At 49.0% G+C, this 15,136-nt stretch carries 12 protein-coding genes; 5 read left to right on the forward strand and 7 right to left on the reverse strand.

The genetic code is table 11. The annotated features are described in order from the left end of the window. Positions 1-21 precede the first annotated feature (21 nt). Entirely contained in the window at positions 22-1,149 is a 1,128-nt protein-coding gene (locus J2Z65_RS15100; protein ID WP_167054820.1) for a glycoside hydrolase family 88 protein, read from the forward strand. 487 nt (positions 1,150-1,636) lie between these two features. On the opposite strand, the gene J2Z65_RS15105 is transcribed toward J2Z65_RS15100, so the two are convergent. From J2Z65_RS15105 to J2Z65_RS15135, 7 genes are all read right to left on the reverse strand, one after another. Continuing rightward, on the reverse strand, positions 1,637-2,647 hold the full coding sequence (locus J2Z65_RS15105; protein ID WP_167054817.1) for an extracellular solute-binding protein: 1,011 nt from the start codon (positions 2,645-2,647) through the stop codon (positions 1,637-1,639). Between the two features lie 78 nt (positions 2,648-2,725). Beyond that, positions 2,726-3,808, reverse strand: a complete 1,083-nt coding sequence (locus tag J2Z65_RS15110; protein ID WP_167054815.1) for an ABC transporter ATP-binding protein — start codon at positions 3,806-3,808, stop codon at positions 2,726-2,728. A 14-nt stretch (positions 3,809-3,822) separates the two neighbouring features. Further along, positions 3,823-5,481, reverse strand: coding sequence for an ABC transporter permease (locus tag J2Z65_RS15115; protein WP_167054813.1), 1,659 nt, complete (start codon positions 5,479-5,481; stop codon positions 3,823-3,825). Between the two features lie 89 nt (positions 5,482-5,570). Then, positions 5,571-6,605 carry an ABC transporter substrate-binding protein gene (locus tag J2Z65_RS15120; RefSeq protein WP_167054812.1) on the reverse strand — a complete coding sequence of 345 codons (1,035 nt, stop codon included), beginning with the start codon at positions 6,603-6,605 and terminating at the stop codon, positions 5,571-5,573. Positions 6,606-6,629: 24 nt separating this feature from the next. Next, positions 6,630-7,415, reverse strand: a complete 786-nt coding sequence (locus tag J2Z65_RS15125) for a DUF3919 family protein (RefSeq protein ID WP_167054810.1) — start codon at positions 7,413-7,415, stop codon at positions 6,630-6,632. A gap of 43 nt (positions 7,416-7,458) precedes the next feature. Next, the gene (locus J2Z65_RS15130) at positions 7,459-8,895 is read right to left on the reverse strand and encodes a HAMP domain-containing sensor histidine kinase (RefSeq protein ID WP_167054808.1); all 1,437 of its coding nucleotides are present in this window, start codon (positions 8,893-8,895) and stop codon (positions 7,459-7,461) included. A 3-nt stretch (positions 8,896-8,898) separates the two neighbouring features. Continuing rightward, complete coding sequence (locus J2Z65_RS15135) at positions 8,899-9,573, reverse strand: response regulator transcription factor (protein ID WP_167054806.1); 675 nt, start codon at positions 9,571-9,573, stop codon at positions 8,899-8,901. A gap of 267 nt (positions 9,574-9,840) precedes the next feature. Here J2Z65_RS15135 and desA point away from each other — a divergent pair, with 267 nt between their 5' ends. From desA to J2Z65_RS15155, 4 genes are all read left to right on the forward strand, one after another. Next, positions 9,841-10,872, forward strand: a complete 1,032-nt coding sequence (gene desA, locus J2Z65_RS15140) for a Delta(5) desaturase DesA (RefSeq protein WP_167054804.1) — start codon at positions 9,841-9,843, stop codon at positions 10,870-10,872. 669 nt (positions 10,873-11,541) lie between these two features. Beyond that, entirely contained in the window at positions 11,542-12,474 is a 933-nt protein-coding gene (locus J2Z65_RS15145; RefSeq protein ID WP_240159591.1) for an ABC transporter permease, read from the forward strand. Between the two features lie 18 nt (positions 12,475-12,492). Further along, complete coding sequence (locus J2Z65_RS15150) at positions 12,493-13,374, forward strand: carbohydrate ABC transporter permease (protein ID WP_167054801.1); 882 nt, start codon at positions 12,493-12,495, stop codon at positions 13,372-13,374. A 159-nt stretch (positions 13,375-13,533) separates the two neighbouring features. Beyond that, positions 13,534-15,117, forward strand: a complete 1,584-nt coding sequence (locus J2Z65_RS15155) for an extracellular solute-binding protein (protein ID WP_167054799.1) — start codon at positions 13,534-13,536, stop codon at positions 15,115-15,117. Positions 15,118-15,136 lie beyond the last annotated feature (19 nt).

Here is a 15,136-nt window from a genome sequence, read left to right on the forward strand (position 1 = left end):
AATCAACTAGGAAGTGATGTCATGAGTACTTCATTAGATTGGGCTCAAGAAGCTTGGGAGAAGACGGCTCACAAGGTAGCGAGAACAAGTAAAAGAATCGGAGACCGCTTCCCGCATGCCAGTGTAAAGGGCGAATATCAGCTGGAGCCTGCGTCTTGGTGGACAGCTGGCTTCTGGCCGGGATTGCTGTGGCTTCTGTACCGCAATACGCAAGACGGGCAGCTGAAGCTGCTGGCAGAGTCCTGCGAGGTGCAGCTCGATCAAGTCATCGCGGATTACTACCGCTTAGATCATGATATCGGCTTCATGTGGACGCTGACGAGCGTTGCGCGCTATAAGCTGCTAGGCGCGGAAGATTCCAAGCGCCGCGGCTTGCTCGCGGCGAATCTGCTCGCTGCACGCTTCAATGTGCAGGGCAATTATATCCGCGCCTGGAACCCGTGGCGCGAAGGGGAGGACAATGCCGGCTGGGCCATCATCGATTGCATGATGAACCTGCCGCTGCTGCACTGGGCCTCCACAACAACCGGAGACCCGCGTTACAAGCACATCGCCGTGCGGCATGCCGATATGGCGCTGGAGCACTTCATTCGCCCGGATGGTTCTGTGAACCATATCGTGGTCTTCGATCCGCACACGGGCGAAAAGCTCGAAGTGAAAGGCGGACAGGGCTTTGCCCCTGATTCCGGCTGGTCACGCGGCACCGCGTGGGCGATTTACGGCATGGCGCTAAGCCATCTCCATACGGGAGATGAGCGTTATCTGCATGCCGCTAAGCGCGCAGCGCACTACTTCATGGCCAACTTGCCGGAGGACAGCGTGCCGCATTGGGACTTCCGGTTGCCGGAGGGGATTACGGCCTACCGCGATACGTCGGCAGGCGCTTGCGCTGCCTGCGGCTTGCTGCTGATCGCGGATCAGGTGAGCGGTCAAGAGAGCAGTCTGTACCGTGAAGCGGGTGAGCGTATCCTGTATTCGCTTTATACGAACTACGGCGCGTGGGACTCGGAGACGGAAGAAGGACTTATCCTTCATGGCACAAGCCATTACCCGGAAGGCAAGAATATAGATGTGCCGCTTATTTACGGCGATTATTACTTTGTGGAAGGTTTATCCCGCCTGTTAGGGCATGGGGAGCTGTTTTGGTAGGAATTCGAATAAGCTGTCTGAGGTCAGAGATGACTTCGGCAGCTTTTTTTGCTTTTACGGAGTTTTCACCATTTGCAGGCAAAGTGTGTGGGAAAGGAGAGAAGAGTAGAGTAGGTAAGTGAGGAAGTATGTGAAGGTAGAAAAAGGGTAATTTAGAAAAATCAAGCAGTACTTTTCAGTAAAGCGGCTTGATCTCCGCCGCTATGGACACGTTAATGCAATTCCTCGTTGTATGTTATACAACAATATAAGCAGTTTTTACGATGCGGGCTCGCCTTCATTGTACAAAATACAATCATTTGAACCCAAATGCACCCCAAACAGCCCATTTCTGCCCCAATTGTTGTACAAACTGCAACATAGGGGAGTATAGGGACCGATTGACGGCCAAATTGTTGCACAAAGTGCAACATTGAGACAGTCCTCCAAGAAGGCCACTTTTCTCAAAGTGGCCAGCCCAAACACATCACACGGCGGTCTTATGCCGTTACTCTGCCGCCCGCCATCCGGCCAGCAGCTTCTCATGCTGCTGTGCAGCTAGATCGAAGCGGTACGAGGCCAACAGATTTTCCAGCTTCACCGGCGCAAGGAGAGGGTTCACCGGAATGTCCGGCGCCACGGGGAAGGAGAAGGCGGTGTTCATATAATCGGTCTGCACCTCACGGGACAGCATAAAATCGACGAGCTGCTTAGCAGCGGCTAGGTTGTTGCCGCCTTTCAGGATCGACACGGCTCCGATCTCCCAGCCGGCTTGCGGTGGGATGAAGGAGGAGATGTTGTAGCCTGAGTTTTTGAAGCGGAGCTGGTCGCTCAAGAAGGAGACGGCTGCAGCCATCTCGCCTTCCGCCAAATGCTGTGCGCTCGTGTTGCCAGCGAACGTCATGGAGGCGCTTTGTTTCTTCAGCGCCTGCATCAGATCAATCGCTGCGCTGTCCCCGCGCTGCTGCGCAAGCGAGGCCAGCAGCGTGTAGCCGGTTCCCGACGTCTCGGGATCGGGAATCTCGATCTTGCCCTTGAGCTCGGGACGCAGCAGATCCTCGTACCGCTGTGGAAGCGGGAGCTCCTTCAGCTGGGGGTCCTGCTGCCAGACGGTTTGGTTCACGCCAATGGCCAGCGCCCCCATGTACATACCGGTCCAGTAGCCATCGGCATCCTTATATTTGGCAGATATACCGCCCGCAGCTGCTGGTGAGTAACGAAGGGATTTGCTTTTGTTTTTGAGCTGCTCATGCAGATCGGCAGGGCCGCCAAGCACTACGTCGATCCCGGTTTTGCCAAGTGTCAGCAGATGGTAGCTGGCTTCGCCGCTCGACATCCGGATGATATCGTACGGCTGGTCCGTCTTTTTCTTAAACGTTTCCAGCAGAATCCGTCCGGCATCTTCCTGGAAGATCACGTACACCTTGAGAGGCTGGTTGCTTTTCTTTTCCCCGATCACACGAAGGCCAAAGAAGATCCCAATCCCTATGATGAGCACGAGCAAACCTTTTTTCCACATGATGCAAATCCCTCCTGAACAGCCAAAAAAGGAAACCCAAGTTCCCTTTTTAGCCAAGCTGCTAGTTGTTTATATGTCCTATTCGCTTTTCTTGATTAAATGAATTTTATCGTCGGCTGCGGAAATCGTGACATTGCCCTGGAATCTGGTTAATCCGATGTCATAAGCATCGACAATCCATTCTTTCATATTATCATCCAGAATGAAATACCGCTCTTTCTCACCTAGGAACATCGATGATTTCACGAAGCCGCTAACGAGGAAGGTTCCTGCCTCCGGCGCATTGATCCGCATCGATTCTGGGCGAATGCTGAGCAGCACCTTATCCCCAGGTGTCACGGCTTCATGTGTCGTAACGCTGGCTGTGCGGCCGCTCGTGCCGTAATCCACTTTGGCCTTGCCATTCGCTACCTCGCGGACAATGGCATCTACGAAATTGGTCGTACCGATAAAGTCGGCGACATAAGGCGTGCGAGGCTTGTAGTAGATCTCATGCGGCGTGCCATATTGGTCAATTGCGCCTTTATTAAAAACAACGATGGAGTCGGACATCGACAAGGCTTCGAGCTGGTCATGAGTAACGTAGATGACCGTAAGACCAAGCTCTTGCTGAATGCTTCGCAGTTCCACGCGGACTTCCTCACGCAGCTTCGCATCCAAATTACTGAGCGGCTCATCCAGCAGGATAATCGGCGAGTTCATAACTAGAGCGCGAGCCATCGCCACCCGCTGCTGCTGCCCCCCGGACATCTCGTGCGGGTAGCGCTCCTCTAAACCGGTTAGTTTCACCTTGGCCATAGCGGTTTTTACGCGTTCTTGCACCTCCGCTTCGGGGCGCTTCTGAATGTCCAGCCCGTATGCAACATTATCGAACACGGTCATGTGCGGGAACAAAGCGTACTCTTGGAATACCATCGGCGTTCCGCGTTTGTACGGAGGCAGATCGTTGACGAGCTGGCCATCGATTTTAATTTCGCCTTCATCGATCGTATAAAATCCTGCAATGGAGCGCAGCAGTGTCGTTTTTCCGCATCCGCTCGGTCCGAGGAACGTAATGAATTTACCGCGTTCGATTTGCAAATCAATCTGTTTGAGAACGTGATTACTGCCGAACACTTTACTGACATTTTTTAGATCCAACAAAACTTGTGAACTCATCATCACTCACTCCTTGTTTAGAAATCAAATATTTTAACCTTCGAGCGGAAAATGAGCTTCATCACACCGAGCGTAGCAAGCGTTGTTCCCATCAAACCGACGGCAACAGCGGCAGCCCAGTAGTAGGTTCCAGTCTCTGCATAGTTGAAGATCGAGACGGCGGCGACGACCCATTTGGGCGTAATCAGAAAGACGATCGTGCTCAAGGTGTTCATGTTTTTCATAAATGCATAGACGAAGTTGGCGACAATGGTCTTTTGCAGCATCGGGAATACAATGGTCGTCAGCGTGCGGCGGCTGTCCGCGCCAAGATTCGTTGCGGCTTCCTCGATAGATTTGTCCACCTGCTTGAAGGAAGCGGTGAGTCCCCTGTACCCGACAGGCATCTGTTTAAGCAGCATCGCCACGATAATCAAGACAGCGGAGCCTTGCAGCATAATCGGTCCGTTGCTGAAAGCGACGATCAAAGCCAGACCCACAAAGGTGCCTGGAAGGGCGATTGGCAGGACGGCGGTGAAATCGAGCAATTTTTTGCCTGGAAAAGGCTTGCGTACTACCACATAAGCCAGCACGAGGGCGAAGCCGACGGCTAGAAGAGATGCGATGAGCGACAGCACCAAGCTGTTGAGAACAGCGGGGCTGGATGGGTTGAATACCATTTTAGTAATATGACTCAGTGTAAAAGTGTTGTCTCGCCCGAAGTTCTTCGTGAACGCGAACAAGATGGTGATAGCGAACATCGACAGGATGAAGAGCGCCATGATGCTGTTAAAAATAAACAGAAGGATGTCCGTCTTACGGGACGTCTTCACGCGATTCAGGCCGGAAACGGGCTTTCCGGTTATCGTGGAATAGGAGCCCTTGGACAGCAGTTTGCTTTGAATGACGAAAACCAAAAGGGCAGGAATAACGAGAATGATGCCCATCACGGAAGCGAGACCAGGCTCGTTATTAATGATTTCACCGTAGATTTCAACGGCCAGAAGGGAATAATTGCCCCCGATCAGCTTCGGATTTCCGAAATCGGCAAAGCAGTTGATAGCCACGAGCAGGAAGGCGTTGATAACACCTGGAAGCGCTAGTTTGAACGTGATGGTGCGGAACAGCTTGAAACCGCGTGCCCCGAGGTTCTGGGCGGCGATTTCCAGGTTTGGCGATATGGAGCGTAGTACGCCAGTAATAGTCATGTAGGCAAGCGGGAAATACGAGATCGTTTGAACGATCCAGAGACCCGGCAAGCCGTATAAGTCGAGCTCAACGTTAAACCATGCTTTGAGCGTTTGCGACACCATGCCGCCTCGGCCGAACAACAGCAAGAAGGCGAGACCGGTCATAACAGACGGCGCGAGAATGGGGAGAAAGGCGATAAAGCGGAAGAACTTTTTCCCCACAATGTTGCTGTAATGAATCGAATAAGCGTAAATAAAGCCGCAAACCGTTGCCGTTAATGCGGAGAGGGAGGAACTGACGACCGTGTTCAGCAGGGCGGTGCCATAGCGGCTTTTACTGAAGAATGTCGTCCAATCCGTCGCTCCCGGCAGGGCAACAACGTAAATAAGCGGATAAATAACGAAGAGACAGAGAACAGCGAAACTGATGAGTACGAGAACCAGCGAGGAGGGATCTTTCACCAGCTTGCTGACCGAGGTGCCCATGCCTTTTTTTTCTATGATCATAAGGGGCTCACGACCGCCTTCCACATTCATTGTTTAGGCGGGCATTGGTCCGTAGCGCCTACGGACTCCAATGCCCTGGGAACGCTTTCTTATTTGAGGTTCTTGAGCGCGTCCTGCAGCTCTTTGCGCTGCTCGGCAGCTTTCCATAAGCTGTAGCTTGTATTGTATTTGGTTGTTTTGATGTCGATACCGCCTTTAGGGATCGGTACGGTAGGCTTCACGGAGCTTGCGAAAGCTGATTCGGTGTAAAGAAGTCCCGGTTCATTCGTTAGCATGAAATCCATGAGTTTCTTGGCGCCTTCGGTGTTTGCGCCGCCTTTGACAATAGCCAGTCCGCCAACCTCATAACCTGCGGCTTCCGGAACGATGGAAATAATCGGGCTGCCCTGATTTTTCATTTTCAGCTGGTCACCCAGGAAGGTGATGCCGATCGTGTATTCGCCTTTGGCCGCTTTTTGAATCGGCTCGATACCGGACTTCGGTCTTTCTTTCAGGTTGGGCAGCAGCTTTGCCACATAGTCCAGCATTTTGTCTTTGCCCCATACTTGCGCAAGGGAGGCAACGGCTGTGTAAGCGGTACCGGAAGTTGCCGGATCGGACATGCCGATTTCGCCTTTGAATTTAGGATCGAGCAGCTCTTGGAACGTCTGCGGATAAGGGGCTGTAGCGTATTTCTCTTTCCAACGCTGCTCGTTGATGCCAATAGCAATTGGATTCAGGTAAAAACCAGTCCAAGCACCATCTTTATCTTTCATATTGTCTGGAATATCTTTGGCGTTCGGAGAAATGTAACTCTCAAGTGCGCCTGCTTTTTTCAATACCTCATGCGAATCTGCCGGACCGCCCATCAGGAAGTCAGCCTGCGGTTTACCCATCTCATTTTGGACACGCGTCACGGCTTCACCGCTCGGCAAGCGAAGAACATCGTAGTCGATCCCTGTCTCTGCCTTGAATTTATCCAGGATCTTACGCGCTTCTTCTTCTTGGAAAATGGAATACACGGTAATTTTGCCTTTCGCTTTCCCGCCGAATACACCGGACTTGTACAGGAAGAATCCTGCTACAAGCACAACAACAATAACGGATAAGATCATGACGGAACTGTTACTTTTCTTTCTAGCCATTTCATCAACCATCCCCTCGATAGGTTAGGAGGCATCACTTAACTTGAAATAGGCTTTATGGTTGGTTTCATCCAGCAAATCGAACACGATGAAGTAAGCGTTGTCATAGAGATCGATATGCAGCCAATGCTTCCCACTCGCGGCTTCGTCCTTTAACTGCACAACATAATGAGCGCTCGGGCGCTCCGCCATGAAGTCAAAATGGCTGAAATCGATCAGCCGGACTGCCGTTCGCATCTGTGCCGTCAGCGCTGTCCGATCCTTTCCCGATAACGCGGTAAGAACGCCGTCCTGCAAGCGGGATACCTGATGAATCGGGTTAGCAATCACGTTGCCGACAGTTTCTGCGGTGAGCGTTTTGTCGATCAGCATATTTTGCAATTTGCGGATCTCCGCGCTGATATCCAGCGAATTCACCATGTCGCTTCCGAAGCGGAAGCCGCTGGTCCCGATTTGGAAGGGCACGTCCTCCTGATCCAAGTAGGCCATTGAGCCTGTCAAGAGCAGCCGTGAAGCGTTTGCACGATTGGGCTGACCGCCTCCGTTCAATAAACGGGTGAACGATGCTTTCCACGCGATCAGCTCTTTGGGATCATCAATCGAAATGGTGCCGATGCCCGGGTACGTGACGTTCATGCTCATTGGAACGCCGTCGAACATGTCGCGGCTGTTCGGATCCTTCGGAACGGTGCGTACTTCATCGACACCGATTCGGAAAATATAAGCAAAAATGCCGATCAACGTGCAACCGATCAAAATTTGCAATAAGATGAGACGCAACCATGAAAGCCCTTTCTTCTCCTCTTGCATGTAGATTACTCTCCTTTTATCTCAGAAAAATCATCGATTTGTATCAATTTTGTAACAGACCTTGTGCGTGGAGAGGCTCCATCTGGAAGCTCAAAATGACTTCCGTACCACTTCCCTCGCGGCTGTGAACCGTGATATCGCCGCCCTGCAGTTCCATCAACTGTTTGCAGAGCAGCAACCCAAGCCCGTGCGAATGAGCCGATACGGGACGATCCGCTTTCTGTCCGGAGGGAAGGAACAGCGTGCTTGCTTCCTCTTCACCCATGCCTTTGCCGTTATCGGTAATGCGTACAAGACAGTGATATTCCTGCTGCTCCAGCCGTACGTTCAGGTGCGTGCACTCGCTGTGCTTGATCGCATTTTCGATGATGTTGAACAAGACCTGCTGTGTTCGTTTGGGATCCATGTACACCTCACACGGCTCCACTTGTACAGCAGTCGAAATTGTAGATTTATGCAACGTAGGCTCCAGAATGCGCAGGCTATCCGTCAGGATCGCTGCCAAATCTGCCTGCTCGACCTGCACCCGCCAAGCCTCATCGCCTTTGAGGGACGATTGCAGCAGCTCTTCAACCATTTGCAGCAGTCGTGTGCTTTCTTTGCGGATGTAAACATTGCATGTTCGAATATCATCGATGTGCTCCATTTTATCAATCAGATCGGAGAAGCCGATGATGGACGTTAGTGGAGTTTTAAGCTCATGGGTCACATTGTCGTAAAATTTTTTTTGCTTGCTCTGCTCAAAATGGAGCAGCTCGATATGCTCTTGCAACGCCTCAGACATTTGATTGAAGTCATCGGCTAACTCCCGTACTTCATCTTGGCTGCGAACCGTGATTTTCCTGCTGAAATCCCCGACGGTCACCTGTTTCAAGGCTTGTTGGAGAGCATGCAGCGGCTGCATGATGAAAAAAGAGAACGAGTAACTTGCAAGCAGGGCAACCAGCAAGCAGCCGAGAGCGACGCCAATAAACCAAGTCCGCATGGCGGAAAGGGTTTCCTCATGTTTATTCAGATCGAGCAAATAGCGGAATCCGCCTACAATCTTGCCTTCGTAGAGAAAGGGAGAGGCGTAAATGAGGATTTTGCTGCTTTCGCCTTCCGTAATAACGGTTGCGGTTTGCCCCGCAAGCGCAGCGTCGATATCGCTCCTCTTCACCAAATCTTCTTTGTTCCCGCTGTCTCCGATTATCGTGCCTTCCGGGTCAAACAGCTGCACTTGGAAGTTGCTGTTGGCGGCAAGATGAGAGGCGATAAGCGGGGCGTATGTCCCGGAAAAAAGCTGTTCGATGCTGATTTTCTTATCGTTCACAATTTTTAGCGCCTCGATGCGGTGCAAGTCGTAATATTGGCTCAGCGTCTGAGTATCCCGCTCAATCATACTCTTGCTCAGCGTATAGTTAACGACGACGTACATCGCGGCTAGCAGCATGATGATCGTTATCGTGTGCTGAATGAACAGCTTATTGCGCAGCTTCATGGCTTAAACCTCCAGCTTGTAGCCCATCCCGTGAACCGTGGCCAGCACATGATCGTGGGGTTTGATTTTTTCGCGGAGCCGATTCACCATCATATCGACGGAACGCGTCTGTCCGTAGTACTCGAATCCCCACACCTGATCCAAAATGTGCTCCCGCGTGAACACCTTTTTCGGATTTTTGCACAGCAGCCAGAGGAAATCGAACTCCTTGCTGGTCGTTTTAACCAGTTGTCCTGCCACTTTCAAAGATCGCTCGTTGCGATCCATTTCAATGACGCCAGCTTGAATGACTTCAACCGCATGTGCCGTTGTATCCGGCATCATTCGGCGCATAACTGCGCGAATTCGCATGATAAGCTCCCGCGTCTCGAAGGGCTTGGTCAAATAATCGTCGGCGCCTAGCTGAAAACCTAGTATTTTGTCGTTCATTTCGTTCTTCGCCGTGAGTACGATGACGGGTATTTCCTTGTAAGACTGCTGCAGCGTTTTCAAAAACTCAAAGCCAGACTGATCGGGCAGCATCAGGTCCAATAGGATTAAATCGATGGAAGCAGAAGCGAGCGCATCGAGACCGGAGGCGATGGTGCCCGCAACCATAGGGTGAAAGCCCTCAACTTCCAGGCTTAATTTGAGCAGCATTTGGATGCTGGAATCGTCTTCAATAATTAGGATGTTCATAGGAAAGTTCCTTTCCGGCGGCATTTTGCATAACTCATTCGTTAATGATTAGGGATCTTCCTTGTGTATCCATTCTACACAACAGATAGGCTGTGTAAATACGACTGACTTATATTGCATTTTACAAAATGCGGTTTCGACCGTATGATGAGTGTGCGGTGTAATATTTCTTTCCGTGAGAGGGAACTTTATTTGATCTGCAACGTACTACAACAGGTGACAACAAATCAGATCCGACACGATGTGGAGAGAAGGAGTTCTAACTGAATGAAGCATGAAGATAAAGGCGGATGGCGTTCTGACATCGCACCTTACGAAAGACCGCATATGAAGCATAGTGTCTGGCAAATTATTAATACGGTGGTTCCCTTTTTCGCACTTTGGTATTTCGCGTATTTAAGCCTTTCCGTGTCCGTCTGGCTTACGCTCGTAATTGACATTATCGCTGCCGGATTTTTGGTGCGCATTTTTATCATTTTTCACGATTGCTGTCATAAGTCTTTTTTCAAAAATAAATGGGCGAATGAAATCGTCGGTACATTGACAGGAATTCTGACATTTGTTCCTTATCATCAGTGGCGCTATACGCACTCTATTCATCATGCATCCAGCGGTAATTTGGATCGTAGAGGTGTCGGTGATATTTGGACGCTGACGGTTGATGAATATCAAGCATCATCATGGAAGAGAAGAATGACATACAGGCTGTACCGTAATCCACTGATCATGTTCATTGTTGGGCCGGTTTTTATTTTTTTGATCGATTACAGGTTTAACCGCAAGCGTGCGGGGATGAAAGAGCGCATGAATACGTACATTACCAATGTAAGTATTGTGGGGAGTTTAGCCTTACTTTGCTGGGCAATTGGTTGGCAATCCGTTCTTCTTATTCAAGGTCCTATGTTTTTTGTTTCAGGCATGATGGGGATTTGGCTTTTCTATGTTCAGCATAATTATGAAGAGACCTATTTTGAGAATGAAGCTGAATGGGATTACGTGAAAGCCGCGATGCATGGCAGTTCTTTTTACAAGCTGCCTAAAGTGCTGCACTGGATTACAGGTAATATTGGTTTTCACCATATTCATCACCTGAGCCCGCGGGTTCCGAACTACTATCTGGAAAAGGTTCATAACAAAAACGCAGTGCTGCGCAATGTGCAGACCATTACACTGATCACTAGCTTAGAATCTCTTAAGTTCCGCATATGGTGCGAGGATACGAAGAAGTTCATCCGTTTCAAGGATATGAAGCCTATCAAAGCCAAGCGGAGTCTGGTCAAAACGTTAGAAATAGATTAAATGTTGAAAAGCTGGCGGTTAAAGTAGAAATTCTACTTTAGCTGTTGGCTTTTTTTGATTTGTTTGGAGAGGGGGGAGGCTGCCGCGCGAGGGAGGAGATTGAAGTACGGGCTGAAATAAGGTGTGGAGTATGGTGAAGTAGGGATTGAAGTTGGGGATGGGAGGCACACACTCACCGCGGTGCTCTTGCCATTGCGAATCTAAGTTGTACTTTGTACAACATAAAGGTACTTTACACCTATCAATTGCACAAAGTGCAACCATTTTACCCCAATTAGCCCGAAAACGGCCCGTTTGGCAAAAAACGTTGTACAAAGTACAACATAGAGTAACGCTGAGGCAGAAACGCAGCCAAATCATTGTACATAGTGCAACATAGCTCCGAACCGCATCCCTTCACGAGTATTCGTAATATAGCTCCGAACCGCTTTTCCCTTCACGAGCTATCCGCAACAAAGCCCTAGCGGCCTCCCCTCCCCACGAATCACATCCCTCTGTACGTTTTTGCAAACGCACACGCGCTACTTCCCACCTAAAAAAAACACAAGTCGGTGAAAAGACATTCCATTGTTGCAAGCGCTTTAGCAAGGTACCATAGGGGTATAACATCGACGAAGAAATAGTGAGGGGGGCCAGAAGATGGCGGTTGGCGCGCAAGCAGTGGAACAAATGAATAAGCGTGCGCAGACGAAAAAGGGAAATTCCTTTCTGCGAACGTTTTGGAAGTATAGGGCGTTGTATCTGATATCTTTGCCGGGGATTGTATATTTTATCGTTTTCAAATATGTACCGTTGTTAGGTTCAGTTATTGCCTTTCAGGATTACAACATTTTTGACGGCTTTACCGGAAGCAAATGGGTAGGATTCGAGCATTTCGCACGCATGTTTGCTCATTATGATTTCCTCAAAATTTTGAAGAATACGATCTTAATCGGTATTTACGACTTAGTGCTGGCGTTCCCTGCGCCGATCATCCTGGCTCTCTTACTTAACGAGCTGCGTGTTGTATTGTATAAACGCCTTCTGCAAACCGTTGTCTACATGCCTCACTTCTTGTCCTGGGTTATCGTCAGCGGGATTGCCATCGGTATTCTCTCTCCCTCAACAGGGGCAGTGAACCAATTTATCACTTGGCTGGGCTTTGAGCCGATATATTTCTTAGGCGAAGAATCCTGGATTCGCACGGTTCTTATCTCTTCGGGAATTTGGCGGGATTCCGGCTACGGTACGATTATTTATTTGGCCGCGCTTGCGGGAATTAATCCGGACTTATATGAGGCATCTGAAGTGGATGGAGCGAACCGTTGGAGACAAACGATCTCGATTACGCTTCCATCGCTGCTGCCGACCATTATGATTTTGTTCCTGCTGCACATTGGTAAATTCTTAGATTTCGGCTTCGAGCGCGTCTACGTGTTCTTGAATCCTTTGAATAAAGAAAACGGTGAAATTTTGGATACTTACATTTACACCGCAGGTTTGTTAGGCCAGCAGTTCAGCTATACGACGGCGATCGGGCTTTTCAAAGCATTAGTGGGTGTGATCTTTATTGTTACGGGTAACCTTTTAAGCAAAAAAACAACGGGTGAAAGCTTGTACTAAGACGGAGGTGAACGCATTATGAATCGCAAGCCGACAGCCGGTTGGCAAGTTTTTAACATCTTTAATGTTCTTTTTCTGACACTCTTATCGCTGGCGATGCTCCTGCCGTTCTTAAACGTGCTGGCCCAATCGTTCAGTTCATCTCAAGCTATCGTGAATGGTAAAGTATTATTCTGGCCGGTTCAATTTACGGCAATTAATTATCAATACGTGTTCAGCGACGCGGCAATCTGGCGTTCCTTCGGAGTTACTGTGTATATTACGGTAGTGGGTACGCTCATCAACTTGATTGCAACGGCTTCACTAGCTTATCCGGTATCACGCCCTGAGTATGCTGGACGCAACGCAGTCGTGATTATGGTTTTGATTACGATGGTGTTCACAGCTCCACTGATTCCTAACTTTATTTTGATGAAAAATTTGCATCTGACGAACTCGCTTTGGGCATTAATGATTCCAGGTGCGATCAGCGCCTTCAACTTTTTCGTGATGAGGTCGTTCTTCCTGCAAATTCCGAGCGAATTGATTGATTCCGGCCGTATCGACGGCTGTTCAGAGCTTAGAATGATCTGGAATATCGTGCTTCCGCTATCCAAACCGGTTATGGCTTCTCTGGGGATTTTCTATGCTGTAAGCCACTGGAATACGTATCAAAGCGCGCTCTACTATATCAATAAACCAGCACTGTGGCCGCTTCAAGTGAAGCTGCGCCAGCTCATTGTATCCGAAGATATCAGTATCGATCCCAACTCGTCACAATTCAGCGGACTGGCTCACATGGATCCGGAAGGCATCAAGATGGCGACAATTATTATCGCAACAATCCCGATTATTCTGATCTATCCGTTCTTGCAGCGTCATTTTGTCAAAGGGATGATGGTAGGATCCGTCAAATCCTAACAATTTGGTTGTGAAATCCTGTATGAAATGTCGAGTTTTGACATGATTCTAAAAAAAAGACAATTCGAACTAAAAACAGTCCATATCGACAAATTGTAAACGCTTTTACAATGAAGGTGTGAAAGCGTCATATTTAGCGAAATGAAAAGAGGGGTAGAAATGAAAAAATGGATTCCCACCACAATGGCTGTGGTACTTATGGCCAGTTTAGTGGCTGCTTGCTCTTCTAAGCCAACGGAACAACCGACATCCAGCGCAGCAGCTGGCGCAGCTAGTACAAAGCCGGCAGAAAAAACGAAGTTCTCCATCTCCCTGCGCACACTGGCGTTCGGACACGTGGAGAAATCGCCTGATATCAACCAAGACAAATGGGTGAAGAAACTCGAAGAATTAACAAACACCGATTTGAATATCGTGCTTGTTCCGCACAAAGAATATGAACAAAAAATGATCCAAATGTTCGCAACCAACGATATTCCTGATGTTGTACAAGGCAGCGGCGGTGTGAACGGGAAAGAGATGGCGGGTTCCGTGAAAGCAGGCGTATTCATGCCTCTGGACGATTTGCTGAAACAGTATGGTCCGAACTTGCTCAAAAAAGTGCCGAAAGACGCTTGGGATAACGTAACATACAACGGTAAAATCTATGCGATTCCAGAATACTTGTCCAACCCGTCCCGCCGCGCGATCTTCGTTCGTAAAGACTTGCTGGATAAAGCCGGTCTCGGCGTTCCGAAAACGGTTGACGAATATATGGCCGTGCTTCGCAAGTTCAAAGAGATGGGCGTTGAGAACCCTTACATGGGTCGTGAAAACTTCAAATATGCGGATTCGTTCTTCGGAGCTTATGACGTATATCCATACTTGTCGATGTTCGAAAAGTCAGGCGATCAAATTTTGCCGAAATTTTTCGACACAGAGAATATGACCAAAGCGCTGCAAACGTACAAAACGATGTTTGACGAAGGTTTGATCAACAAAGAATTCGCAACAATCAATGCAACGGTATTCAAAAATACGATCCTTGCTGGTAAAGCAGGTATGTGGTCCATGAATGCCAATGAAATGCTGCAATGGGAAACACAGCTGAAAACGACGGTGCCAACAGGCGATATCGAAATCATCGCATCTCCGACTGGACCAGATGGTAAAGGCGGTCACTACTTATACGGACCTGCGCCGCGTGCTTACTTCATCAACAAAAACGTGAAAAATGCAGCGCAAATCATTAAGTTCTACGATTGGATGATGTCTGACGAAGCTGAGAAATTCTTCACATTCGGTATTGAAGGCGACACATACAAAACGGTAGACGGCAAAATCGACTACAAAGCGCCAACAGATTCTGCTGGTGTAGATGAGGAGCGTTACCGTCAATCCTTCTTGTGGTTAGTTCAAGATACAACTTATAATAAAGGCACACTTAGTATGACAGAAGACGGCAAGAAATTGATGAATGTGTACGACACAACATTGAAAAATGAAGGACGCGATGGCATTAACTTTGAGCCGCGTCTGGAATCCTTAATGAAAAACCCTGACATTTCACCGCTGTCCGATCAAGCACCTCCTGTTATTCTTTCACACATGGTTAAAATGGTGTACGGCAAAGAGCCGATCTCCGATTGGCCGAAAGTTCTGGAAGAGTGGAAATCCAAAGGCGGCAACGAAGTGATCAAGGAAGCTACAGAGAAATTCAATAGTAAAGATTCCGGTACGACTGTGTCGATGCCGCGTAAATAAGCTCAGAGATGAGCATGAC

It is taken from the genome of Paenibacillus aceris (assembly GCF_017874035.1).
Taxonomy (GTDB): Bacteria; Bacillota; Bacilli; order Paenibacillales; family NBRC-103111; genus Paenibacillus_E; species Paenibacillus_E aceris.